At 64.1% G+C, this 24,965-nt stretch carries 22 protein-coding genes; 8 read left to right on the top strand and 14 right to left on the bottom strand.

Features of this window, described 5'->3' with window-relative positions:
* Positions 1-167: 167 nt before the first annotated feature.
* Positions 168-494 (bottom strand): thioredoxin TrxA, encoded by a 327-nt coding sequence (gene trxA, locus D6Z43_RS21115; protein ID WP_003457525.1) that lies wholly within the window; start codon positions 492-494, stop codon positions 168-170.
* A gap of 361 nt (positions 495-855) precedes the next feature.
* Here trxA and ppx point away from each other — a divergent pair, with 361 nt between their 5' ends.
* Positions 856-2,358 carry an exopolyphosphatase gene (ppx, locus tag D6Z43_RS21110; protein WP_120654002.1) on the top strand — a complete coding sequence of 501 codons (1,503 nt, stop codon included), beginning with the start codon at positions 856-858 and terminating at the stop codon, positions 2,356-2,358.
* 57 nt (positions 2,359-2,415) lie between these two features.
* On the opposite strand, the gene ppk1 is transcribed toward ppx, so the two are convergent.
* Positions 2,416-4,656 carry a polyphosphate kinase 1 gene (ppk1, locus tag D6Z43_RS21105; RefSeq protein WP_120654001.1) on the bottom strand — a complete coding sequence of 747 codons (2,241 nt, stop codon included), beginning with the start codon at positions 4,654-4,656 and terminating at the stop codon, positions 2,416-2,418.
* Positions 4,657-4,676: 20 nt separating this feature from the next.
* Positions 4,677-5,690: a porphobilinogen synthase gene (hemB, locus tag D6Z43_RS21100; protein ID WP_120654000.1), complete on the bottom strand. Its 1,014-nt coding sequence runs from the start codon at positions 5,688-5,690 to the stop codon at positions 4,677-4,679.
* Between the two features lie 233 nt (positions 5,691-5,923).
* Between hemB and D6Z43_RS21095 the strand changes: the two genes are divergently transcribed.
* Complete coding sequence (locus D6Z43_RS21095; protein ID WP_120653999.1) at positions 5,924-6,484, top strand: DedA family protein; 561 nt, start codon at positions 5,924-5,926, stop codon at positions 6,482-6,484.
* Here D6Z43_RS21095 and D6Z43_RS21090 read toward each other — a convergent pair whose 3' ends face one another.
* Positions 6,485-7,720, bottom strand: a complete 1,236-nt coding sequence (locus D6Z43_RS21090; protein WP_120653998.1) for a sterol desaturase family protein — start codon at positions 7,718-7,720, stop codon at positions 6,485-6,487. It abuts the gene before it with no gap.
* A gap of 223 nt (positions 7,721-7,943) precedes the next feature.
* On the opposite strand from D6Z43_RS21090, the gene D6Z43_RS21085 reads away from it, so the two are divergent.
* The 4 genes from D6Z43_RS21085 (at position 7,944) to D6Z43_RS21070 (ending at position 12,338) form a co-directional block, all read left to right on the top strand.
* On the top strand, positions 7,944-8,777 hold the full coding sequence (locus tag D6Z43_RS21085) for a dienelactone hydrolase family protein (protein WP_120653997.1): 834 nt from the start codon (positions 7,944-7,946) through the stop codon (positions 8,775-8,777).
* Between the two features lie 13 nt (positions 8,778-8,790).
* Entirely contained in the window at positions 8,791-9,447 is a 657-nt protein-coding gene (gene elbB, locus D6Z43_RS21080) for an isoprenoid biosynthesis glyoxalase ElbB (RefSeq protein ID WP_120653996.1), read from the top strand.
* A gap of 134 nt (positions 9,448-9,581) precedes the next feature.
* Entirely contained in the window at positions 9,582-10,052 is a 471-nt protein-coding gene (locus tag D6Z43_RS21075; RefSeq protein WP_120653995.1) for a thioesterase family protein, read from the top strand.
* Between the two features lie 135 nt (positions 10,053-10,187).
* Positions 10,188-12,338: a bifunctional diguanylate cyclase/phosphodiesterase gene (locus D6Z43_RS21070; RefSeq protein ID WP_120653994.1), complete on the top strand. Its 2,151-nt coding sequence runs from the start codon at positions 10,188-10,190 to the stop codon at positions 12,336-12,338.
* Positions 12,339-12,350: 12 nt separating this feature from the next.
* Here D6Z43_RS21070 and D6Z43_RS21065 read toward each other — a convergent pair whose 3' ends face one another.
* The 5 genes from D6Z43_RS21065 to D6Z43_RS21045 all read right to left on the bottom strand — a co-directional run bounded on the left by D6Z43_RS21065 (position 12,351) and on the right by D6Z43_RS21045 (position 18,131).
* Entirely contained in the window at positions 12,351-12,803 is a 453-nt protein-coding gene (locus tag D6Z43_RS21065; RefSeq protein WP_120653993.1) for a YaiI/YqxD family protein, read from the bottom strand.
* A gap of 56 nt (positions 12,804-12,859) precedes the next feature.
* Positions 12,860-14,749: a cytochrome c/FTR1 family iron permease gene (locus D6Z43_RS21060; RefSeq protein WP_120653992.1), complete on the bottom strand. Its 1,890-nt coding sequence runs from the start codon at positions 14,747-14,749 to the stop codon at positions 12,860-12,862.
* A gap of 226 nt (positions 14,750-14,975) precedes the next feature.
* Positions 14,976-15,608 carry a homoserine/homoserine lactone efflux protein gene (rhtB, locus tag D6Z43_RS21055; protein WP_120653991.1) on the bottom strand — a complete coding sequence of 211 codons (633 nt, stop codon included), beginning with the start codon at positions 15,606-15,608 and terminating at the stop codon, positions 14,976-14,978.
* Between the two features lie 73 nt (positions 15,609-15,681).
* Entirely contained in the window at positions 15,682-16,221 is a 540-nt protein-coding gene (locus D6Z43_RS21050) for a mechanosensitive ion channel family protein (RefSeq protein ID WP_120653990.1), read from the bottom strand.
* A complete protein-coding gene (locus tag D6Z43_RS21045) occupies positions 16,221-18,131 on the bottom strand; it encodes an ATP-binding cassette domain-containing protein (RefSeq protein ID WP_120653989.1) in 1,911 nt (636 codons plus the stop codon). The genes D6Z43_RS21050 and D6Z43_RS21045 overlap by 1 nt, the downstream gene beginning before the upstream one ends.
* A gap of 50 nt (positions 18,132-18,181) precedes the next feature.
* On the opposite strand from D6Z43_RS21045, the gene D6Z43_RS21040 reads away from it, so the two are divergent.
* Positions 18,182-18,646: a TIGR02444 family protein gene (locus tag D6Z43_RS21040; RefSeq protein WP_120653988.1), complete on the top strand. Its 465-nt coding sequence runs from the start codon at positions 18,182-18,184 to the stop codon at positions 18,644-18,646.
* On the opposite strand, the gene D6Z43_RS21035 is transcribed toward D6Z43_RS21040, so the two are convergent.
* The 3 genes from D6Z43_RS21035 to D6Z43_RS21025 all read right to left on the bottom strand — a co-directional run bounded on the left by D6Z43_RS21035 (position 18,643) and on the right by D6Z43_RS21025 (position 21,337).
* Entirely contained in the window at positions 18,643-19,794 is a 1,152-nt protein-coding gene (locus D6Z43_RS21035) for an AlgP family protein (protein WP_120653987.1), read from the bottom strand. The genes D6Z43_RS21040 and D6Z43_RS21035 overlap by 4 nt on opposite strands.
* A gap of 255 nt (positions 19,795-20,049) precedes the next feature.
* Complete coding sequence (gene rsd, locus D6Z43_RS21030; RefSeq protein ID WP_120653986.1) at positions 20,050-20,520, bottom strand: sigma D regulator; 471 nt, start codon at positions 20,518-20,520, stop codon at positions 20,050-20,052.
* Between the two features lie 325 nt (positions 20,521-20,845).
* On the bottom strand, positions 20,846-21,337 hold the full coding sequence (locus tag D6Z43_RS21025; RefSeq protein WP_120653985.1) for a disulfide bond formation protein B: 492 nt from the start codon (positions 21,335-21,337) through the stop codon (positions 20,846-20,848).
* 109 nt (positions 21,338-21,446) lie between these two features.
* Between D6Z43_RS21025 and D6Z43_RS21020 the strand changes: the two genes are divergently transcribed.
* Positions 21,447-22,526: a sorbosone dehydrogenase family protein gene (locus D6Z43_RS21020; protein ID WP_120653984.1), complete on the top strand. Its 1,080-nt coding sequence runs from the start codon at positions 21,447-21,449 to the stop codon at positions 22,524-22,526.
* 46 nt (positions 22,527-22,572) lie between these two features.
* Here the strand turns inward: D6Z43_RS21020 and D6Z43_RS21015 are convergent, their stop codons facing one another.
* Both D6Z43_RS21015 and D6Z43_RS21010 read right to left on the bottom strand, forming a co-directional pair.
* A complete protein-coding gene (locus tag D6Z43_RS21015) occupies positions 22,573-23,823 on the bottom strand; it encodes a heme biosynthesis HemY N-terminal domain-containing protein (protein ID WP_120653983.1) in 1,251 nt (416 codons plus the stop codon).
* The gene (locus D6Z43_RS21010) at positions 23,820-24,953 is read right to left on the bottom strand and encodes a uroporphyrinogen-III C-methyltransferase (RefSeq protein WP_256660895.1); all 1,134 of its coding nucleotides are present in this window, start codon (positions 24,951-24,953) and stop codon (positions 23,820-23,822) included. Before D6Z43_RS21010 ends, D6Z43_RS21015 begins: the two co-directional genes overlap by 4 nt.
* Positions 24,954-24,965 lie beyond the last annotated feature (12 nt).

Here is a 24,965-nt window from a genome sequence, read left to right as displayed (position 1 = left end):
GAGTGCGTCGGCGACGGCGTGGAGGGCTGCAAGAAAAAGCAGCGGTCCGAATGTAACACCAGCGCAACGGGGAGTCTAGTGCACTCCAATGAAAAAGCCCCGCATTTCGCGGGGCTTCTTCGGGACGCTTCTGAAGCTGTTCCGGCGGCGCTGAAGGCCGCGCAACATCAGATGTTGGCGTCGAGGAAGGCAGCCAGTTGGGACTTGGACAGGGCGCCAACCTTGGTCGCTTCGACGTTGCCGTTCTTGAACAGCATCAGGGTCGGGATGCCACGCACGCCGTACTTCGGCGGAGTGTCCTGGTTCTCGTCGATGTTCAGCTTGCAGACTTTCAGTTTGCCCTGGTAGTCCTTGGCGATTTCGTCGAGGACCGGAGCAATCATTTTGCACGGACCGCACCACTCGGCCCAGTAGTCGACCAGCACCGCGCCGTCGGCTTTGAGCACGTCCTGCTCGAAGCTGGCATCGGTGACGTTGGTGATGAATTCGCTCATGGAATGATCTCCGTGGTTCGGAAGCAAAAAAGTGGAGCCATCATATCCCGGCTTTCCCAGGACCGAAAGCCAAGGGCGATTGAGCTTTGCTATGGCGATGCTGGGCAAAACTGATGGATGGGGGCGCCAACGTCAATTCGGCATCCGACCCACGCGCCGCTCGGGCGGACCGTCGGCCGCGGTGACGCGCGACTGTCATATCCCACCTATAGTGTGCACAGCCAGCTATTCGCCAGAGAAAGCCGCATCCCAACCACTGTTCGCGGTCCGCGTAATACTGGCACGAATGTACCGCTATTCGCATTGGCGCGACCGGACAACCGTGGCAGGATTGCGCGGTTCAGCCTCGAGACCCGAAACCATGCCGCAGAAGCCCGCCGAAATCCCGTCCCTGATCGCCGCCATCGACCTCGGCTCGAACAGCTTCCACATGGTGGTGGCGAAGGTCGACCATGGCGAGATCCGAATCCTGGAACGGCTCGGCGACAAGGTGCAGTTGGCGGCAGGCCTGGACGAAGACCGCAACCTAAATGAAGAGTCCATGCAGCGCGGCATCGACTGCCTGCGCCGCTTCGCCCAGATGATCGCCGGGCTGCCGGAAGGCGCGGTTCGCATCGTCGGCACCAACGCCCTACGCGAAGCGCACAACCGTGCCGAGTTCATCCGCCGCGCCGAAGAAGTCCTCGGACACCCGGTGGAAGTCATCTCTGGCCGCGAGGAAGCGCGCCTCATCTACCTGGGCGTCTCCCACACCCTGCCGGACACCCCCGGTCGTCGACTGGTGGCTGACATCGGCGGCGGCAGCACCGAGTTCATCATCGGCCAGCGCTTCGAATCGCAACTGCGGGAAAGCCTTCAGATGGGTTGCGTGAGCTACACCCAGCGCTATTTCCGCGACGGCAAGATCACTCCGGCCCGCTATGCCCAGGCCTACACCGCCGCTCGCCTCGAGTTGATGGGCATCGAGTACAGTCTGCGCCGCCTCGGCTGGCAGGAAGCCGTGGGCGCCTCCGGCACCATCCGCGCAGTAGGCCTGGCGATCCAGGCCGCTGGGCTCGGTAATGGCGAGATCAACCCGGAAGGGTTGGCCTGGCTCAAGCGCAAGCTGTTCAAGCTGGGCGACGTGGAGAAGCTCGACATCGACGGCATCAAGCCGGACCGCAGACCGATCTTCCCTGCCGGCCTGGCGATCACCGAGGCCATCTTCGAGGCGCTCGAACTCAAGCACATGAACCACTCCGAAGGGGCCCTGCGCGAAGGCGTGCTCTACGACCTGCTCGGCCGCCACCACCACGAGGACGTGCGCGAGCGCACCTTGAGCGCGCTGATGGAGCGCTGCCATGTGGACCTCGAGCAGGCCGCTCGGGTCGAAGCCAAGGCCCTTGCATCCCTGGAGCAGGTCGCCGACAGCTGGGGACTTGACGATGACTGGCATCGTGACCTGCTGCTGTGGGGCGCGCGCGTTCATGAAATCGGCATGGACATCGCCCACTACCAGTACCACAAGCATGGCGCCTATCTGATTGAGCACTCGGACCTGCCCGGCTTTTCCCGTCAGGACCAGTTGATGCTCGCCCTGCTGGTGCGCGGCCACCGCCGCAATATCCCGAAGGACAGGTTCGCCGAATTCGGCGAGGAAGGTGTGAAGCTGCTGCGCCTTTGCGTGCTGCTGCGCTTTGCCATTCTCTTCCACCACATTCGTGGCACCTCGGCCATGCCCAGAGTCCAGCTCCGGGCCTCCGGCAACAACTTCGAAGTGCAGTTCCCGAAGGACTGGCTAGAGGCCAATCCATTGACCCAGGCGGACTTCGAGCAGGAAGCCGAGTGGCTGAAACGCATCGACTTCGTGCTCAAGGTGAGCTGAAGCCGAGAATCGCAGAAACGAGAACGGGGCCCGCGGGCCCCGTTTTCATTTGCGCGATCAGCGTGCGCTGATTGGCGGGTTGGTCAGCTTGTCCAGCAGGGTGGCCTGGGCGTTGCGCGAGTTCTGGTTGCCACTCGGGCTGTTGCGCAGGTAGCGGCCATCCGGCTGCAGCACCCAGCTCTGGGTGTTGTCGCTGATGTAGGCCTCGAGCTCTTTCTTCACGCGGGTGAGCAGCTTCTTGCCTTCCACGGGGAAGCAGGTCTCGACGCGCATGTCGAGGTTGCGCTCCATCCAGTCGGCGCTGGAGAGGTACATCTTCTCGTCGCCACCGTTGAGGAAGTAGTAGATCCGGCTGTGCTCAAGGAAGCGACCGATGATCGAACGAACCTGGATGTTGTGCGACACACCTGGGATTCCCGGGCGCAGGCAGCACATGCCGCGAACGACGAGGTCGATTCGCACACCGCTCTGGCTGGCCTTGTACAGCGCGCGAATGACCTTGGGATCGGTCAGCGCGTTGACCTTGACCATGATGTGCGCCGGCTTGCCCTCGCTGGCGTGCAGCGCCTCGCGGGCGATCATGTCGAGCAAGGTCTTCTTCAAGGTGAAGGGCGCGTGCAGCAGCTTCTTCATGCGCAGCGTCTTGCCCATGCCGATCAATTGGTTGAACAGCTTGTGCAGGTCCTCGCAGAGCGCGTCATCGGCCGTCAGCATGCTGTAGTCGGTGTACAGGCGCGCGTTGCCGGCGTGGTAGTTACCGGTACCCAGGTGCGCGTAGCGGCGCAGCTCGCCGTTCTCGCGCCGCAGGATCAGCATCATCTTGGCGTGAGTCTTGAAACCCACCACGCCGTAGATCACCACGGCACCGGCCTGCTGCAGTCGGCTGGCCAGTTGCAGGTTGGACTCCTCATCGAAGCGCGCCCGCAGTTCGATCACCACAGTGACCTCCTTGCCGTTGCGCGCCGCCTCCACCAGGGAGTCGACGATCTCGGAGTTGGCACCGGCGCGGTACAGGGTCTGCTTGATCGCCAGGACGTTGGGATCCTTGGCGGCCTGGCGCAGGAAGTCCACCACCGGGGTGAAGGACTCGAAGGGGTGCAACAGCAGGATGTCCTGTTTACCCACCACGCTGAACAGGTTCTCGGCCTTCTGCAGCAGCTTGGGGATGACCGGCGTAAAGGTCGGGTGCTGCAGCTCCGGGTGGCTTTCCAGACCGGTGATGCTGAACAGGCGGGTCAGGTTCACCGGGCCATTGACCTGGTACAGCTCGCTCTCGCCCAGGTTGAACTGCTTGAGCAGGTAATCCGAGAGGTTTTTCGGGCAGGTGTCCGCCACTTCCAGGCGCACCGCGTCACCGTAGCGGCGCGAGAAGAGCTCGCCACGCAGCGCGCGGGCCAGGTCGTCGACGTCCTCGGTGTCCACCGAGAGGTCGGCGTTACGGGTCAGCCGGAACTGGTAGCAGCCTTTCACCTTCATGCCGGGGAAGAGGTCATCGGCATGGGCGTGGATCATCGAAGACAGGAATACGAAGTTGTCCCCCGGCCCACCGATGTCTTCCGGCACCCGGATGACCCGCGGCAGCAAGCGCGGAGCAGGGATAATGGCCAGGCCTGAGTCGCGGCCGAAGGCATCCACCCCCTCCAGCTCGACGATAAAGTTCAGGCTCTTGTTCACCAGCAACGGGAAGGGGTGCGTCGGGTCCAGGCCGATGGGGGTGATGATCGGCGCGATCTCGTCACGGAAGTAGCGACGCACCCAGGCCTTCAACTTGGCGGTCCAGTAACGGCGACGGATGAAGTTGACCTGGTGCTTGGCCAGCTCCGGCAACAAGATGTCGTTGAGGATGCTGTACTGGCGGGTCACCTGTTCGTGCACCAGCTCGCTGATACGCGCCATGGCCTGATGCGGCAGCAGTCCGTCGGCGCCAGCCTGCTCGCGGGCGAAGGTGATCTGCTTCTTCAGGCCGGCGACGCGAATCTCGAAGAACTCATCGAGGTTGCTGGAAAAAATCAGCAGGAACTTCAGACGTTCGAGCAACGGATAGGACTCATCCAGCGCCTGTTCCAGCACGCGGATGTTGAACTGCAACTGGGACAGCTCACGGTGGATGTACAGGCTGCTGTCATCCAGGCTCGGCACCACCAATGGCGCCGGCGCGGGGGCCGGGGCAGGCACCGCTTCTGCGACTGGCGCGGGGGCGGGGGCGGGGGCCTCGGGAGCCGGAGGGACCACCGGAACTTCGGTGGCTTCCTTCAGGGGTTCGAGCAATGCGCTGGGGTTGAGTCCTTCGGTGTTCATCTGCAGTTCCTGGGGGGAGATCAGGCTCCCGTCTTGAGCATTTCTGCGGCGCGTACGGCGAAATAGGTGAGGATGCCATCCGCGCCGGCGCGTTTGAAGGCGACCAGGGATTCGAGGATCACCGCCTCGCTCAGCCAGCCGTTCTGGATGGCTGCCATGTGCATGGCGTACTCGCCGCTGACCTGGTAGACAAAAGTCGGCACGCGGAATTCATCCTTCACCCGACGAACGATGTCGAGGTAAGGCATGCCCGGCTTGACCATCACCATGTCGGCGCCTTCGGCCAGGTCCGCGGCCACTTCATGCAGGGCCTCGTCGGTGTTGGCCGGGTCCATCTGGTAGCTGGCCTTGTTGCCCTTGCCAAGGTTGGCTGCAGAGCCGACCGCATCACGGAAGGGACCGTAGTAGGCGCTGGCGTACTTGGCCGAGTAGGCCATGATGCGCACGTTGGGGAAATCAGCCAGTTCCAGGGCTTCGCGAATTGCCTGGATACGGCCATCCATCATGTCCGAGGGTGCTACCACCTGGGCGCCGGCCTCGGCGTGGGACAGCGCCTGCTTGACCAGTGCATCGACAGTGATGTCGTTCTGCACATAGCCATTTTCGTCGAGGATGCCGTCCTGGCCGTGGGTGGTGAAGGGGTCCAGGGCGACGTCGCTGATCACGCCCAATTCCGGGAAGCGGTCACGCAGGGCGCGGATGGCGCGCTGGGCAATGCCGTCCGGGTTCCACGCTTCGGCGCCATCGAGGGATTTCTTCTCCAGAGGAGTCACCGGGAACAGCGCCAGCGCCGGAATCCCCAACTCGACCCAGGCCTCGGCTTCCTTGAGCAACAGGTCGATGGACAGGCGCTCGACGCCGGGCATCGACGGCACGGCTTCGCGGCGGTTCTCACCGTCCAGCACGAATACCGGCAGGATCAGGTCGTCGATAGTCAGGACGTTCTCGCGCACCAGGCGGCGGGAAAAATCATCACGACGGTTGCGGCGCAGGCGGGTTGCGGGAAACAGGCGGTTGGCGGGGGTAAAGCTCACAGCAGACTCCAGGGCCCGGAACGGACGCAGTGTGACAAATATAAGGGCCGATTATGACCGAATGGTAACAATGCGGCACAGTGACCCGTGGTCACGTCGACCGGCGTACGGGCCTTGTGGCGGCATTCGGGGATTGTCCGTGGTCAATCTGATGGCATTCACCGGAGGTCGGAGCTTTTCCCAGGGCGTCATCCCGGTTAGGCTGCGCGTTCATTTCGCTGCGCAACCCAACCATGCTGCAACAATTTCTCCAGGATTTCGGTTATTTCGCCCTCTTCCTCGGCACGTTCTTCGAGGGTGAGACGATCCTGGTCCTGGCCGGCTTCCTCGCCTTCCGGGGCTACATGGACATCAACGCCGTGGTTGCCACGGCGTTCTTCGGCAGCTATGCCGGCGACCAGCTCTGGTACTACCTGGGCCGCCACAAGGGTCGTCAGATCCTTGCCCGCAAGCCGCGTTGGCAAGCCATGGGCGACCGCGCTCTGGCGCACATCCGCCGTCACCCGGATATCTGGGTCCTGAGCTTCCGCTTCGTCTACGGGTTGCGCACCGTGATGCCGGTGGCCATCGGCCTGTCCGGCTATCCGCCACTGCGTTACCTGATCCTGAACGGCATCGGCGCCTTGATCTGGGCCCTGGCCCTGGGATTCGCCGCGTTCCACTTCGGCGCCGTGCTGGAAGGAATGCTCGGCAACCTCAAGCGCTACGAGCTGATGGTACTCGGCGCTCTGGTGGCCATCGGCGGCCTCCTCTGGCTGAGGCGCCGCCTGCGTAACAACGGCAAGAACAGCTGATCAGACCGCCAGCGCCGCCGCGCGGCGCGGCAGGCCGAACAGCGCGGCCAGACTGACCAGGCTGTAGAGCGCGAGCAGGCCCCACCCCGCCGCTCCCATCGGCAGCAATCCCAGCACCGTAAAGGCCGAGAACACCGGCCAGTTCACTGCCAATCGCGTCACTTCCAGCCAACGCGCCCACGGGCGGTTCTCCAGCCAGCTACCGATGACGTAGAGACCGAAGGCCATCCAGGCCCAGGCCAGCAGCAGCCCGGCCACTGAAACCTCGCTGCCGGTCCCCAGCAGCCAGGTCCCGGCCACTACGTAGAGTGCGAACTGAAGGCCGGCGTACCACTTCTGAGGCAGCCCCAGCGGCACCTCGAATTTGACGAAGAGCGACAGGTCCGGCTTGGCCTGTGGATAACGCGCGGCGACATCCGCCGGGCGCCAGCCGGTACGCATGAACCAGATACGCAGCTTGTCCCACCGGGACTCAGCACGCGCGGCATCTCGCCAGAGCTGCACATAGAACTGCAGGTTGGCCCAGAGCGGGTTCCAGCTGGCCAGCGGCGTGGTCACGCCGAAGATTACCGGCTCCTCTTCCAGCTCTTCCTGGAAGGTACCGAACAGGCGATCCCAGAGGATGAACACGCCGCCGTAATTGCGATCCATGTACACCGGGTTCTGCGCATGGTGGACCCGATGGTTGGACGGTGTGATGAAGAACCATTCGAACCAGCCCAGCTTGGGCACATGCCGGGTGTGCACCCAGAACTGGTAGAGCAGGTTCAGCGCACCGACGCTGAGGAACACCAGCGGAGGTACACCGGCAGCGGCCATCGGCAGGTAGAAAATCCAACCGAAAAGAAAGCCCGTGCTGGTCTGCCGCAGGGCGGTGGAGAGGTTGTACTCCTCACTCTGGTGGTGCACCGAGTGGGCGGCCCAGAGGACGTTGCGCTCATGGCCCAGTCGGTGGTTCCAGTAGTAACAGAAATCATAGAAAACGAAGGCCAGCAGCCACACCCAGAGGCTCGACGCCGACAGCTCGAACAGGGCCATGTGTTGCCAGGCGAAGGTGTAGGTCAGCAGCCCCACCACCTTGGTCAGCAGGCCGCTGGTGGTGGACAGCACGCCAGCGCTCAGGCTGTTCAGGGCATCGGCGGTACGGTAAGTGCGCATCCCACGCCAACGGTCGACCATCAGTTCGATGCCGATCAGCAGGAAGAAGAAAGGCACGGCATAAAGCACGTAATTCATGGGACAACCCTTATCGTAGTTCTTGTCCGGTGACCCACAGACGGTGAAGCGGGCGGCGCGGCGCTCGCGGCCCGATTCCCCAGCCTGCTAGGATTGCTCGTCAGGGCCTGTACGAAATGCCGCCACGAAATGACGACATTCATCCAGTACCCGGGATGCTACTCCCACAGCCCGTCCGGCTTCCCGGCATGGCGTGCCAACCCAAGCGGCATATGACGACAGCATGCGAAAACTTCTGAAACCCGCCCTGATCGCCCTGCTTCTCCTGGCCTGCGCCGCCCTGCTCGGACTCTATCCCTATCGTGATGCCCTGCTGCCGCAGACCGCCGACCTGTCGGCGGCGGAACAGCGCCTGGCACCGCACCTCAGCCTGTTCACTCCGCAAGGCAACGGCCCTTTCCCCACCGTAATGGTGTTTCACGGCTGCAGCGGCCAGAGCCCGCTGTTCATGCGCAACGTGAAAGCCTGGCTGCTCCCCGCCGGCTACGCCGTGATGTTCGTCGACAGCCATGCTGCCCGCGGCATCAAGGACTGGCGCCCGGTCTGCGACGGCAAGCGTCTGTGGGGCAACGAACGCGCCGTCGATGTCTACGCTGCGCTGGCGTTGGCGCGGCAGAACCCGGCGATCGACAGCAGCAAGCTGGCCCTGCTCGGATACTCACACGGAGGCTGGACCATCCTCGATGCGCTCTCCTACGACGGCAGCGCCGGCCACGGTTTCCCCGCCACCGGCAGAGGTGCACTGGCCGGTGTGCGCGGCGTGATCGCCTACTACCCCTACTGCGGATTCCCCGCCCACCTGCGCGACGGTCTCGGACATAGCGCCCCTGTGCTGATGTTCCTCGGCGCGAAGGACCACATCACCGACCACCAGCAATGCCTTTCGGCCCTCGATAGCCTCGATGGCGAGCGCCTGGAACTGGTGCAGTACGGCAACGCCGACCATGTATTCGATCAGCGCAGCGACCTGAATACCTACCAACCCGGCCTGGCCCAGGATGCCCAGCGACGCGCACTGGCGTTCCTGCGCGAGAACCTGGGACCACCCCCCCAATGACCTGGAGATGTCCATGACCAAGAAAGTTGCCGTGATCCTGTCCGGCTGTGGCGTTTACGATGGTGCGGAGATCCACGAGAGTGTGATCACCCTGCTGCGCCTGGACCAGCGCGGTGCCAAGGTCCAGTGCTTCGCGCCGAACATCGCCCAGCACCACGTGATCAACCACACTACCGGCGAAGAGATGCCGGAAAGCCGTAACGTGCTGGTGGAATCGGCGCGTATCGCCCGCGGCGAGATCAGCGACGTGCGCGAACTGAAAGCCGACGACTTCGACGCCCTGATCATTCCCGGCGGCTTCGGCGCGGCGAAGAACCTCTCCGACTTCGCCATCAGCGGCGCCAACTGCACCGTGCAGCCCGACGTACTGGCCGCCGCCCGCGGTTTCGCCGAAGCCGGCAAGCCAGTTGGCCTGATCTGCATCGCCCCAGCCCTGGCGGCGAAGATCTACGGCGAAGGCGTGAGCTGCACCATCGGCAATGACGCTGGCACCGCGGCAGCCCTGGCCGAGATGGGCGCGCAGCATGTGGAATGCGTGGTTGGTGAAATCGTCGAAGACCAGAAACGCAAGCTGGTGACCACCCCAGCCTACATGCTCGCCCAATCCATCAGCGAAGCCGCCGGCGGTATCTACAAGCTGGTGGACCGCGTACTGGAACTGGCCCACTGATACCTCGGGCGGGTGGCTTCGGCTACCCGCTCCGTGTCGATCCGGCCAATCCACCTGCCACTCCCGCCGCCCCCCTTGGCACCCCGACCACTCCTGAGGCAGCGTCGAGCCAATCGATGTTCCCAGGAGGCGTCATGAGCCAGACCGATTTCATCCTCACCCCCGAACTCCAGCAAGCCGTCGCCGGCTTCTTCGAACGCATTCCATTCAACCGCGTGCTCGGCATTCAGCTAGGAGAGATGAGCACCGAGAAGGTGGTGATGCACCTGCCGATGAAGGACGAGCTGATCGGCAATTTCGTCCACGGCATCCTGCACGGTGGAGTGATTTCCAGCCTGCTCGATGTAGTCGGCGGAGCCATGGCGCTGATCGGTGCCTTCGAACGGCACCAGCACTTATCCACAGCGGAGCGCATGGGGCGGCTATCCAAGCTCGGCACCATCGACCTGCGCATCGATTACCTGCGACCTGGTCGTGGCCAGCACTTCACCGCCACCGCCGTGCTACTCCGCTCGGGAAACAAGGTTGCCGTGGTGCGTTCGGAACTGCACGCCGACGACGGCACTTTGGTTGCGGTTGGCACTGGCACCTACCTCTGCGGCTGAGCCCTCGACCATCGCTCCAGGTCCGACGGCCGGCTGCATCGCCCATGGCCTTGGCTGCCGGAACTGCCTAGACTGCGGGCAAAATGCCAGTGTGCCACCCCATGGCGGGTCCGCACCCGAAGGACCCCGCCGCCGATGCTCTTCCTGACCCACGCCCGCGCCATCCCTGAAGACCAGATCGCCCTGCTGGACTGCAGCCACTCCACACCACTGGTACTGCTCTCCTATCTGGTGGCTTGCGCCGCCGCGTTCACCGCCCTGGCCATGGCGCGCCGAGTCAGCCACAGCAGTGCCCTGTTTGGACGCGAGCTCTGGCGCTGGGTGGGCGCCCTCTCCCTGGGCGGCGGCATATGGTCGATGCACTTCATTGCCATGCTTGCCTTCCGCGCGCCCCTCGTCATCTCCTATGCGCCGGGTGTCACGCTGCTTTCGCTGCTGATCGCAATCGCGGTGTCCTATGTGGTGATGCGAGTGATCGGACGCGAGCGCCTGAGACCCTGGCAGTACCTGCTGGCAGCGATCACAGCAGGCATCGGCATTGCCACCATGCACTACAGCGGCATGGCGGCGATCCGCTCCGCGGCATCGCTCTACTACGACCCGTTGCTCTTCTCCCTGTCGCTAGCCATAGCCATTGGTGCGGCGCTGGCCGCTCTGCTGCTTGCCTTCTACTTCCGCGAACGAAACGACAAAGGCCTTGGGCGCCTGCGCCTGGCTGCGAGCGCGATGATGGGGGCCGCCATCGTCTCCATGCACTTCACCGGCATGGCGGCGCTGACCCTGACAGTCCCGCGCGATATCCAACTGACCCTGGACTCCGCTGGCCATACCAACCAGACCCTGCTCGGCATCGCCATTGGCGTCATCGCGCTGCTGGTGATAGTCGCCGGCCTGGGCGCCGTCTGGGCCGAGCAGCGCCTTCGGGAGCAACGACGCCGTTTGCGCATGGCCGCCGATCAGCTCAATACCGCCACCCACCACGACCCACTAACCAACCTGTTCAACGGCCGCGCCTTCACCCGGATGACCAGCAGCTTGCTGGCGGAGCACGCAGGCCAGGGCACGCTCGCCGTCCTGTTCATTGGCCTGGATAGTTTCAAGCGTATCAATGACAGCCTGGGTCACGGCGCCGGGGACCAGGTGCTGCAACAGGTCGCCCAACGCCTGCGCACGGCCTTGCACGACCAGGATCTGCTGGCACGCTACTCCGGCGACGAGTTCTGCATTCTCAGCCCCCTGCAGGATGGCGCTCGCGCAGGTGAGCTGGCCGACCGCCTGCTGGGCCATATACGTGCACCCATCAGCCTGCCCAGCGGCCAGCTGCGCGTTACGGCCAGCCTGGGTATCAGCCTGTATCCACAGGACGGTGAAAACCACGAAGAGCTGCTGCGCAACGCCGGCCTCGCCCTGGGTCACTGCAAGGAGAATGGCCGCAATCGCTGGCAGCGCTTCAGTGCTGATCTCGAACTGCGTGCCCACGAGAACCTGACCCTGGAGCAGGACTTGCGCCGTGCCCTCAACGAGGACGCCCTGGAGGTTCACTACCAGCCCATCGTCGCCTGCGATGCCAGCCGCGTGGTCAGCCTGGAAGCCGTGGCGCGCTGGCGCCATCCGCTGCACGGCATGATCAGCCCTGAGCGCTTCGTAACCATCGCCGAGCAGCACGGTTTCATCGCCGAACTGGATACCTGGGTGACCCGCCGCGCCTGCCGCGATCTCAAGGAATTGCACGACGCCGGGCATAGGGACTTGCGCGTTGCGGTGAATTGCTCAGCGCTTAACCTCACCAACCTCAACCTGCCGCTGGTGCTCGGCATCGAGCTGCAACGCTCAGGGCTGAACCCGCGAGCGCTGGCTCTTGAGGTCACGGAGAATGCGCTGATGGGCAATCTCAACTCCGCGGTAGAAATCCTGGAAGCCATTCGCGCGCTGGGCGTGAGCATCTCCATCGATGACTTCGGCAGCGGTTACTCATCGCTGGCCTACTTGCGCCGCCTACCGGTGGACACCCTCAAGGTGGATCGCGCCTTCGTGCGCGACATACCCGCCGAGGAGAACGACATGGCGATCACCGCCGCGATCATCGCCATGGCCCACAAGCTGCAACTCAAGGTGGTCGCCGAAGGTGTGGAAACCGCCCAACAACTGGGTTTTCTGCGCGAGAACCATTGCGACCTGATCCAGGGCTACCTGTTCAGCCGCCCGCTGTCGCTGGACAACCTGAAGCTGTGGCTGGCCAATCCCAGGAACCTGGCGATGGCTACCCAACCTCAAGCAGTGAATTGAGTCCGACTCGCTTCAGCCCCGGCTGAGGCGGGTCAGCAGCCGGTCCAGGGAATTGGCGAAGGCCTGTCGCTCCTTCTCACCGTAGGCTGCCTGGCCCCCGCCCATCTGGCCCTGGTCACGCAGATCGGTGAACAGGTTGCGCACCGCGAGGCGCTCGCCCATGTTGCGTTCGTCGAACTCGCGACCGCGCGGGTCCAACGCCGCAACGCCCTTCTTCACCAGGCGATCGGCCAGTGGCACGTCGCTGCAGATCACCAGTTCACCGGGGGAGGCGTTGTCAACCAGGTAGTCGTCAGCTGCATCCGGGCCGCTGGGGACCACCACCAGTAGCACGCAGGCGAAGGCTGGTTTCACCTGGCTCTGCCCGGCCACCAGCACCACCTCGAACTTGCGCTTCAGGGCGAACTTGATTACCTGGTCCTTGGCTGTCTTGGGGCAGGCATCGGCATCGATCCAGACGCGCATGGGAAAAATTCCGCAGATAAGAAAAGGGCGAGAAGTTTACACCCCCCGCCCTCCAGTCAGGCCTGCGCCGCGCTGCGCTCGCGCAGCCAGCTGCGGCCGTAAAGCGCCGCGATGGCCAGCAATGCCAGCCCTTGGGCCGACAGCGTGTAGGCATCAGGATGAATGCCCAGCCAGTCGAATTCGAAGAAGGGCACCGGACGCGTACCCAGGACTCCGGCTTCCTGCAGGGCGGCCACGCCATGACCGGCGAACACCACCGATAGGGCGCAGAGCAGGATGGCGTTGGCCATGAAGAAGGTCCCCAGCGGCAGCTTCGCCGAGCCGCGCAGGATGACCCAGGCCAGACCCACCAGCAGTACCAGGGCAGTCGCCGCACCCGCGATGACCATGCCATGGCCGGCAGGTCCCGCCTGCAGCCAGAGGGTTTCGTAGAAGAGGATCACTTCGAACAGCTCGCGGTACACCGAGAAGAACGCCAGGGTCGCAAAACCGAAGCGGCCGCTGCTGCTCAACAGGTGTTCCTTGATGTAACTCTGCCACGCAGCGGCGTGGCGGCGGTCATGCATCCACACGCCGAGCCAGAGCACCATCACGCAGGCGAACAGCGCCGTGAAACCTTCCATCAATTCGCGCTGGGCGCCGCCGACATCGATCAGGAAAGCCGCTACTGCCCAGGTGGCGAAGCCGGCGACGATGGCCAGGCCCCAGCCCACATGAACGCTGCGAATCGCATGCTCCTGGTCGGTCTTGCGCAGGAACGCGAGGATCGCCGCCAGCACCAGGATCGCCTCGAGGCCTTCGCGCAGCAGGATCAGCAAGCTGGAAATGAAACTCAGCGAACCGCTCAGGCCATCGCTGCCCAGGAGGTCGGCGGACTTGTCCAGTTCGGCCGTGGCCTTTTCCAGCAGTTGCGCGGCCTGCCCAATGGACTGGCGGTCCTGCAGCGCCTGGCGGTAAGCCATCAGCGCGCGTTCGGTGGTCTTGCGCTGAACGGTGTCGAGGTTGTCGAGGGAGCTTTCCACCAGTTCGAAGCCTTCAAGGTAGGCGGCTACCGAGAGGTCGTAGGCCTGATCCGCATCACCATCACGGTAAGCCTTGAGGCTCTGCTCCAGAGTGGAACGGGTATGACCGATCAGCTCCTTTGGCCCGCGCTGTTGCACCGGCGGCTGGGCGCGCTGGGCTCGGAACAGCGCCTGGATGGCAGCACCCTGACTGGCGCCGACTTCTTCCGGCGTGCGGCCGGCCAGCTCGCCAAGGGAGATGGCCTCGCCCTTCACCGACGGGTCGGCGCTGAAGCTGGCGATGTAGCTCGCCAGATCCCAACGCTGACGGTCGTCCAGCTGGTCAGCGAAAGCCGGCATGTCGGTACCTTCAACCCCCAGACCGAGCGTGTTGAAGAGGTCATAGAGACTCAACCGGTCCATCCGCGCCTGATCGCGCAGGTTGGCCGGCGGCGGCTCCAGGCCCATGCCGGCCGGGCCATCGCCGGCACCGGTATCGCCGTGGCAGACGCTGCAGTGCTGCGCGTAGAGCGGCGCACCACGGGCGGGGTCAGGTGTGATGAGCGGGGCCTGGCTGACCTCATAAGTCGCCGCCAGCCGCGTGGCCAACTGGCGCGCCTGGCGGGCAACCGCGGCACCGCTCTGCCTGTCCTGTACGGCCTGGTACAGATTGGCAACGCCCTGCTCCAGTTCCTTCTGGCCATCACGGGCTGGCAGGGCAACGATCAGGCCCTGCAGTGCGCCGAGGAATTCAATCTGTTCGCGGTATTCGCCGGCGTCGATGACTTTGCCGTCGACTACGGTAGCGGGGTAGTCGGCCCCGATGTAACTGAGCAGGTGCAAGGCCTGCGCGGCGCCGTCGGCCTGGTCGGCCATCAGGCTGAAACTGCAGAGTGCCATCAGCGGCACGAGAAGCCAGCTGAGCAATCTCGGAATGGGGAACATGAGTCAATCTCAAATGAGAATGGGGAAACGAATTGTTACCTTCCTAACAATTGATCTCAAGCCCAAATCGCTCATCCGATCACGTTCAGAGATTGCGAAAATTTGCTGAAGGCCCCGTCATTCCTGGCCTGCAATGCAATTGGAATTGCTCGGGGCAGTTCGATGAAAGGAAGGATTCCGACGGGAAGAATTCCGACAAGCACCCGCTCGCCGGAGTTCGCAATCTTCAGACCGGCGCGCGGCGCACGGTCGCCAGCAACGCTGCCGCGCCGACGAACAGGGCGGCGAAGCTGCGATTCAACAAGCGCTGCTGGCGCGGCGAGCGCAGCAGCCGGAGGACGCGGGCGGCAAGCCCCGTATAGCCGGCCATGACGATCAGGTCGACGGTGATCATGGTCACGCCCATCACCAAGTACTGCTCCACAAGCGGCGCATGGGGATCGATGAACTGCGGCAATACCGCGAGCATGAAGACGATCGCCTTGGGATTGCTGAAGTTCACCAGGAAGCCACGCAGCACCAGGGTGAGCGGACGGCCGATGGGGCGTTCCGCGGAATCGTTGGACATGTCGCTGGGCAGGGCCCGCCACTGCTTGACCGCGAGATAGACCAGGTAAACCACACCGAACCACTTGATCAGGCTGAAGGCCAAGGCGGAAGTGGCAAGGATCGCGCCGACGCCGGCAGCAACGATGGCGATCTGCAGCGCCAGGCCGATCTGCAGGCCAAGCGCGTTCCAGTAGCCCCGGAGGAAACCGTATTGCAGCCCGGAGGACATGGAAGCGATGGCACCGGCACCCGGTGAGAGGCTGATCACCCAGCAGGCAACCAGGAAAGCGAGCCAGGTCTGGAGCGCCATGGCAGATACCTCGGAAACGAAAAAGGGGCAGGCCGCAGAGCCTACCCCTTCATCCCACCGCTGCCCAGTGCCGTCAGCGCCAGCGGCGTACTGCCTTTTGGAAGAATAGGCTGTTGGGCACTTGTACCAGGGCGCCGTGGTTTTCTTCGCTGAGGTCTTCGAGGGTGGTGTAGAAGAGGTTGATGGCGATCACCCTACCCTTCACGCCGGGCTTGTCCGCGCTTTCCACCACCTCGACCTTGTCGCCCATGCGGAACGGCCCGAGGGAGAAGATCAACACCGCGCAGAACATGTTGGAGAGCACGCTCCAGATCGCGAAGAACGCGACCGCAGCTACAGCGGCAAAACCGGTCAGGGCAGTCCACAGCACCTCGGCCGAGACGCCGAAGCGCTCGAGCACCAACATGAAGGCGCTGCCGAGGATCATCCAGCGCAATAGCCCGCGCAGGGGCAGCATCAGCTCCGAAGGTAGCTGTGGATAACGTTGTCCGAGACGGGTGATGCCGCGGGTGACGATGCGTTGCACCAGCCAGGCCAGCAGTACGATCAGCAATACCTGAGCAGCGCGGATCAGTGGCTCGCTCCAGGCCGTCAGGAGTTGCAGGTCATCCATCAATCCGCTGCCTCCAGTTGCCGCTGCAGCTCCTCCAGGGTTTCCAGAGCCAGAAGCCAAGCCTCTTCAAGTTCAGCCTCACGGCCCTTCAGACGCGCCTGCTCGGCCAGCAGGTCGCGTAGTTCATCCTTTCGCGCCGCTTCGTAGAGGGCGGAATCGCCAAGACGCTCTTCGACGCGGGCCAATTGCTCGTGCACCTTGCCCAGGTCCTTCTCGAGCTTGTCGGCTTCCTTCTTGTGCGGAGCCAATTGCTGGCGCAAGGCGGCGGCGGCCTGGCGCTGGGCGCGCTTGTCAGTCTTGTCCGGGTTCACCGGCGCGCTGGTGGCGGGAGCCTGGCGCGCGCGGAAATCCACCAGCCAACGAGCGTAGTCGTCGAGGTCGCCATCGAAGCTCTGCACACGACCATCAGCCACCAGCAGGAACTCGTCGGTGGTGCTCTTGAGCAGGTGACGGTCGTGGGACACCACCAGCACGGCGCCAGCGAAATCCTGCAGAGCCATGGTCAGTGCCAGGCGCATTTCCAGGTCGAGGTGGTTGGTCGGTTCGTCCAGAAGCAACAGGTTGGGCTTCTGCCAAGCGATCAGCGCCAGAGCCAAGCGCGCCTTTTCGCCACCGGAGAAGTTGGTCACCGCCTCGTCGCAACGATCTCCACGGAAGTCGAAACCACCGAGGAAGTCGCGCAGGGTTTGCTCGCGTTCGCTCGGGGCAAGGCGCTGCAGATGCAGGAGCGGACTGGCCTTGGGGTCGAGTGCATCGAGTTGATGCTGGGCGAAATAGCCAATCGCGAGGTTTTCACCCCGGGCGAGGCGGCCACCAAGCGGCTCGATGTCGCCGGAAAGAGTCTTGATCAGGGTCGACTTGCCGGCGCCGTTGGGGCCCAGCAAGCCGATTCGTGCGCCCGGTGCCAACTGCAACTTCACCTGCTGCAGTACGGCCTTCTCGCCGTAGCCGAGACGACCTTCGGAAAGGTCCAGCAGCGGGCTGGAAATCTTGTCAGCCTCGCGGAAGCTGAAGTCGAACGGCGAATCCACGTGGGCCGGCGCCAGTTCCTCCAGGCGCTCCAGGGCCTTGATCCGGCTCTGGGCCTGGCGGGCCTTGGTCGCCTGCGCCTTGAAGCGGGCGATGTACTTCTCCATGTGCGCACGCTGGGCCTGCTGCTTCTCGTACGCCTGCTGCTGCTGCGCCAGGCGCTCGGCACGGGTGCGCTCGAAGGCGGAGTAACCACCACGATAGAGGGTCAGCTTTTGCTGCTCGAGGTGCGCAACGTTGTCCACGACCGCATCGAGGAAATCGCGGTCGTGGGAAATCAGCAGCAGCGTGCCCGGATAGCCCTTGAGCCACTCTTCGAGCCAGAGGATGGCATCGAGGTCGAGGTGGTTGGTGGGTTCGTCGAGCAGCAGCAATTCGGAGGGGCACATTAGCGCCTGAGCGAGGTTCAGGCGCATCCGCCAGCCGCCGGAAAAGTCGCCGACGCGACGGTCCATCTGCTCCGCGGTGAAGCCGAGTCCGGCCAGCAGCTTGCGTGCTCGGGCGTCGGCCGTATAACCATCGGCGCTGTCCAGCTCGATGTGCAGGCGAGCGATGGCGGTGCCGTCATGGCCAGCCTCAGCGGCCGCGAGTTCACGCTGAACCCGGCGCAGGTGCTGGTCGCCATCGAGGACGTAGTCCACGGCCAGGCGCTCGAGGTTGTCCACTTCCTGGCGCATATGGGCGATGCGCCAATCGGCGGGCAGCAGGCAATCGCCCGCATCCGGCCCCAGCTCGCCACGCAGCAGGGCGAACAAGCTGGATTTGCCGGCACCGTTGGCGCCGATGAGGCCGACCTTCTGGCCGGCGTGCAGGGTCAGTTCGGCGCCTTCTAGCAGGCGCTGAGGACCACGCTGTAGAGTGAGATTTTGCAGTCGGATCATGATGGCGGCGGAGTTTATCAGCTTCGCCGCCGTGCCGCCCGAGGAGCTCTATGCGTTCAGACCTGTGGACTTTCGCCCTGCGCCTCTACACCGAACCCGGTGTCGAGCAAGCCTGCTTGCGTCTTCAGGACGACGGTGTGGATGTCTGCCTGCTGCTCACGGCCTGCTGGCTGGGACAACGCGGTACCACCTTCGACATCACTCGCCTGGATGCCCTGTGCGAGGTTTGCGATCCCTGGCAGGAACAGGTGATCAAGCCCCTGCGTTCGCTACGCCAGAACTGGCGTGCACAGGCACAGAACGATCAGGCGCTGACCGGGTTGCGCGAGCAGATCAAGTCGCTGGAACTGGAAGCCGAACGCGAGCTACTGGCGCGCCTGGAAAGCGCCACCGCTGGTTGGGCAGCCGGGGAGATGGAACAGATTGAAAACTGGCTCTCGGGCTGTTGCCCGAAGCGGAAGGGAGCGGACCGCGACGCACTGGAACAGCTGCGCGTCGCGGTCCTGGCGCTTTAGTTCGACGGCGAAGTCGGAGCGGCGCCGTTGCTGCTGGTCGGCGCCACGCTGGCAACCGGCGCGGCGGCCGGCACCGCCGGAGCGGTCGGGGCGGCCGGAGCAGCTGCAGGTTTGGCTGCGGCCGGAGCGGCGGGTTTCGCAGCTGGCTTGGCTGCCGCTGGCTTGGCCGGAGCGACTTTCTTCACGGCAGGCTTGGCAGCGGGTTTCGCAGCTGGCTTCGCAGCGGCAGCAGGCTTGGCAGCGGTCGCGGCGGGTTTCGCTGCGGACTTGGCTGCAGCGGGCTTGGCAGCTGGTTTGGCAGCGGGTTTAGCAGTCGGCTTGGCGGCAGGTTTCGCAGCAGCGACTTTAGCGGCCGGCTTGGCTGCGGCGGGTTTCGCTGCAGGCTTGGCTGCCGGTTTGGCTGCTGGTTTAGCGGCGGCCTTCACTGCCGGCTTCGCGGCCGGTTTGGCAGCAGGCTTGGCGGCCGGTTTAGCAGCGGCAACCTTGGCGCCCGGCTTCGCGGCAGGCTTGGCTGCTGCGGACTTGGCAGCCGGTTTGGCAGCGGGTTTAGCAGCGGCAACCTTGGCGGCCGGCTTCGCAGCTGGCTTGGCTGCTGCGGGCTTGGCAGCCGGTTTGGCGGCGGGCTTAGCAGCGGCAACCTTGGCGGCCGGCTTCGCGGCCGGCTTCGCGGCGGGCTTGGCTGCTGCGGGCTTGGCAGCCGGTTTGGCGACAGGCTTGGCTGCTGCCTTGACAGCTGCGGGCTTGGCTTCGCGAGTAGCCAAGGCCTTGCCTGCAGCCTCGCGGACCTTGCCGACGCCCTGCGCGAGCTTCAGGCTTTCCTGAGAGTCACGCTTGAGCTGGGCGATGTAGGTGCGGGTTTCGGCCTGGCGATTCTTCAGCGTGTCCAGGAGAGCTTCGAGTTCGCCGATATTGGCTTTGGCCTTGGCTTGAGCCTTGGCTTTGCCAGCTTTGGCAGCATCCTGCAGCTTGGTGCGCGCGGTGTGCAGTTTCTCTTGAGCCTTGCCGCGTTGTTTCTCCAATTTGGTCAGGAGCTTCTCAGCATCGACCGAAGCTTGGGCGCAGGCTTTCTCAAGGTGTTCGAGCAGACTGAAGGACAGTTGGTGCAGCAGGTGCAGCGGGGTGCTTACAGGCTTCTTCTTGGCCGACATGGTATGCCTCCTGGCGGGCGTTATTTGGCCCATACTAGTCGCCTGTTTCGCGAGTCGCCAGAGGCCGCGCCATATCGCCCGCCTGGGCCTTGCGACGGATTGCCGGTGCAGGGTTTCGCAAGTACGGTCCGGACCTGGAACCACGAGGCCGGCGACCCCTGCCAACAGCAACAGCTAACCAACGCCAGGAAGGCTCTGGAATGGGGCACTCAGCGAAAATCCGCCACCCCGATTCCAGTGCCGGCAGGACAGCGATTAGGCCGGTTGCGAGGCCTCACCCTGATGGGCGTTGTGCAGCACTTCGATCAGGCAGTCTTCCAACTCGAAGCGTTCGTGAAGCAGTTGCCCGAGATTCTTCAGTTCGGAAGTCAGGCAGATGTCACGGCAGTCACCGTTGTCGCAGCGGTCGTTGAAGGCCAGTGCAACTTCGGTGATGGCTTCGATACGGGGATAGATTTGCTTGGCGAGGTCGAGGCCGCGTTGGTCACCAAACGCTTTCGCCTCATTGAGCAATTGCTCGTAGACCTCGAAGTGCCCTGCCGACACGTAGTCCAGCAGGACCTCACAAAACCTTTGCAGTGCTTCTGCATTGGCGCTGGGAGCCTGGGGTTTTTCGCTCAGCGAGCTATAGACACGGACTAGCTCATGGCGCTCCTGCAACCAGCGGTCGATCAGCTGGTGCACGCCACCCCAACGTTCCTGAGCGTTCTGGCAACTTTCGAGCATGGTGACGACCTCACTTCCCTAATTCGGTAATGCCGTTATACGTCCGCTCCGAGACGGTTTTTTGTCGACCGGTGCAAGATTCTGGGAAGACGCCGCTAAAACGGCAATATTCCGGCGGCGCGTGCGGGCCAGAGTATGCCCGCCGGGCAGTGCCATCAAGGCGCGCGCGGGAAAAAATTCATACGAGCGTTTAATCGACAGGCCGCGGCCTGTCTGGCCGGAGCTCTGGGGCTGGCGCGGCGGATTGGCGCAGCGCGAATTAGTGCGGAAAGGGACGGAAAAGCACGCCTGGAAGGCGCATGGCAAAGCCATGCGCCTAGAGCGATCACGCGCGACGCAGCAGTTGGTAAAGCGAGAACAGGATGCAGCCGACGAAGGCCAGCAGGCTCCATTCGGGAATGCTCATGCCGAACAGGGTCCAGGTCACCGCAGCACAATCCGCCGTACCATGGAGCATGGTCTTGATGATCTGCAGGAACGGCCAGGCTTCCATCATGTAGTCGAAGCTCGGCAGGCATGCGGGCAGTTGGTCTGCAGGCACGCTTTGCAACCAGATCTGGCGACCGGCGAAAGCAGCGCCACCAGCCGAGAACAGTAGGGCCAGCACGGCGTAGATACGCCGCCCGGTACGCTCTGGGCCATGCAGCGCGGCGATCAGGCAGACGATACCGAAGGCGATGATGAAGACGCGCTGGACGATGCACAGCGGGCATGGTTCGAGGCCAAGGGCGTGCTCAAGATATAGCGCTCCCCCCATTACAGCGACGCAACCGAGGAAGGCGAGCAGGAAAAGCGAACGCGGGCTTGCCAGGGTCATGGCGGCTCCGTTGGGTTATCGGAAAGGGCGTTACGGTAGTGGAAAGCACCTTGGCCTTTCAAGGCGACCGACTAGGCTGGATGAGGTTGCCTATCCGGAGAAAACCGCCATGTGTCGGCTGCTCCTGCCATTCCTGCTGCTGTTGCCCGGGTTCGCCAATGCCGCACTGCCGCTGGAGCGCATTCGCCTGCCCGAGGGCTTTCGCATCACGCTGGTGAGCGACCAGGTGCCCAACGCCCGGGAGATGACCTGGGGTGAGCGCGGCACCCTGTTCGTCGGTAGCAATGCGGCCGGGAAGGTCTATGCACTGGAACCTGCCAGCGGAAAGGTCCGCATCATCGCCAGCGGCCTACAGCTACCCGTTGGGGTGGCCTACAAGGGAGGCGACCTATACGTCTCGGCAGTCAGCCGAATCCTGCGCCTGCGCGACATAGAGTCGCGCCTCGATTCGCCACCCGACGCCGAGGTGGTTAATTCGGACCTGCCCCGGGAAACCCACCACGGCTGGAAGTTCATCGCCTTTGGCCCTGACGGCAAGTTGTATGTGCCGGTGGGCGCACCGTGCAACGTGTGCGATGACGACCCCGATACCTATGCCGCCATTCACCGCATGAACGCCGATGGCAGCGACATGGAACTGGTGGCGCAAGGTGTGCGCAACACGGTGGGCTTCGACTGGCATCCGCAGACCGGCGAGCTCTGGTTCAGCGACAACGGTCGCGACCTGATGGGCGACGACATGCCTGATTGCGAGCTGAATCGGCTGGAAAAACCCGGCCAGCATTTCGGTTTTCCTTATTGCCACGCAGGCGACGTGACTGACCCGAAGTTCTCCCAACGCCCTTGCAGCGAATTCGTCGCCCCTGTCGCCAGGCTGGGGCCGCATGTTGCGCCTCTTGGCCTGCGTTTCTACACCGGCAACCAATTCCCCGCGGAATACCGCAACAACCTATTCATAGCCGAGCACGGTTCGTGGAACCGCAGTGAAAAAATCGGCTATCGGATCAAACGCGTCGAACTCCACCCCGATGGCAGTCTGAAGCGCCAAAGCGTGTTCGCCGAGGGCTGGCTGGAGGATGGTGATGTCTGGGGTAGGCCGGCAGACGTGCTGGTAACGCAGGATGGCGCCCTGCTGGTAAGCGACGATCACGCGGGCGCCATCTATCGCATCGAATACGTTGGGCAATGAAGCGCCGCAGTGAAAAAGGCCCGGGATGTCCCGGGCCTTTTCGCTATCAGGCGATCCTTTCCGTTGGCAAGGGCAAGGCCGGCAGACGCTGATCGAGCAGGCCGAGACCCTCCTGGAACAGCTGGTTGCTGCGCTCCACTTCACCCAACTGGGCGAGCAGGCGAGCCAGTTCGGCACAGGTTTCGGGATCACGGCGGAAGGTCAGGCTGCTCTCGAAATACTCCCGAGCCTTGCCCCAGAGACGATTGCGCAGGGACAGGCGCCCCAAGGTGAGCAGCAAGGTGCCGTCACTGGGATGCTCTTTCAGCCAACCCTCGGCAGCCTGCAACTGACGGGCCGGATCACTGCCGCGCAACACACCATAGAGGCGCACCAGGTTGTCGTCGTAGCCGCGCTTGATGGCGCCCCGCACCGCTTCCTCGGCTTCTTCCTCGGCCCCCAGACGGCGCAGCTGTTCGGCAAAGGCCAGTACCAGACGTGGCTCGTTGCGCTGGGCGGAGGACAGCTGCTGCCAGGCTCGGGTCAGCGGTTGGAGAGCGGTCTCGCCCTCGTTCAGCCCCTCTTCTCCGGCCTGGTGCAGGCGGGCGCTCCACACACGCAATTCAAGCTCGGCCAGCTGGCTTTCCGGCAATGCCTTCTCTTTGCGCAGCGCAGGCAGCAGGCCGACCAGGGCGGCCCAGTCCCCGCGCACTTCGTGCAGATGCAGTAGCTGGCGCAATACCTGGTGATGGCGCGGATGGCGCTCTTGCACGGCCTTCAGGGTTTCCAGCGCCGCTGCGGAGTCGCCGCGATCCAGTTGCAGCTCGGCATGGGCAAGGGCAATTGCCAGCTCGGCCTGGGGCTGACGCTCCAGGGCCCGCTCCAGCAGTTTCTCGGCTTCCTCGGTCTGGCCGATCTTCTGTGCTGCGCGGGCGGCACCCAAGTAGTAGATCAACGGCTGCGGATCGCCTTCAGCGGCACGCTTGAGATGGCGCAGCGCGCGCGCCCAACGACCTTCGGCAAGGTCCAGCAGGCCTTGTTCGGACGCCAGTCGCGCGCGGCGCCGGGCATTGCGCCGCGACCAGGGATTGACCACACCTCCGGACATCACCACCAGTCGCAGCAGGTAGCGCAGTCCGGCGAACAACAGCCACAGCACCGCCAGCAACGCCAGGGTGGCCCAGAGGGTGGACTCGTAGCGGAAGCCCTTGTAGGCCACCAGCACATAGCCCTTGTGTTGGGCCACGGCCATGCCGATGAGGGTGGCGGCCGCGCCGATCACTGCGAGGATCAGCAGGACCTTGAGCAGACGCTTCATTGGCCGGCCTCCTTGGCCGGTTCGGCAGCAGCCGGCTTCTCGGATTCGCCAGCGGCCGCGCCCGGAGTGCGTTGCAGGTAGGCCTGAAGGGCGCCCAGCGCAGGGGCGAGATCAGGCGCCTTGACTTCCACCGGCTGGCCGGAGAGTTCATCGAGGCGCGCCAGCAGGGCGCGGCTGTCCGGGTTCTCTTCATTGAAGTGACCGCGAAGCACTTCACGCGCCTGGCCCAGCGACTGCTGGTAGACCTGAGTCTGACCATGCAGCGCGCCCCATTGCGCCTGCTCGAGGGCGAGCGAAAGGGCAAGACGGACCTGCGACAGGTTCTGTCCGGCGAGCAACGGTTTGATGTCCTGGCTCGCATCCAGCTGGATTCGGAAGTAGTGCGAGAGTTTCTCCAGCCACTCGGCCCAGGCGCTGCCACCATCGCCTTCGGCGGCGATATCCAGGAGTACGCCGCCCTTGTCTTCGAAGGCCGGCACCAGTGGGTTGAGCTGGACGGCCTGCTCACGTAGGGCGCCCAGCTGCAGGAACAGGCCGGTGCGGTCAGGCTGCTCGGTGCTGCGCAGAGCGACCAGGCTCTTCGCCAGCTCTTCGCGAGCGGCGTAGGCGCCGGGATCGTCCTGCTCACGGAGAATGTCGTCGGCGGCCTGAACCAGTGCGGTAGCGCTGTGGATATCCTGCAATGCCGAGAGACGCAGGCTGGCAAGGCGCAACAGATGCTCGGCCTCGGCCAGGCGCCAGTCCTTGCGGCTGGCGCCGAGGATTGTTTCCAGGCGCTGGCGTAGCTGCTGCTGGTCACCTTGCAGGTCCACCAGCAGGCGACGGCGCTCGTCAAGTTCAGCGGCGCTAGGCAGTTCTTCCAGGCGCTGGGTCAGTTGCTGATCGCGCTGGGCCAAGGCGCGGGTCTGGCCACGTGCATCCTCGACCATGCTGAGTTGCTGCTGGTCGCGGGTTTCCAGGCCGCGTACCTGCCAGAGGCCCCAGGCGCCCACGGCGATGCCGGCGGCGCCCAGCAACAGGGCGAACAGGGCCAGACCATTGCCCCGAGAGGCAGGCGCGGCGCTGGCGGGAGTGACGGGGTCGGCGGCTGTAGTGTGCTGCTCTTGTTTCGGGGCTTCTGCTTCGCTCACGTATCCATCCTT

Source organism: Pseudomonas sp. DY-1, assembly GCF_003626975.1.
GTDB lineage: Bacteria > Pseudomonadota > Gammaproteobacteria > Pseudomonadales > Pseudomonadaceae > Metapseudomonas.
This window is presented reverse-complemented; position numbering and strand designations above follow the sequence as displayed.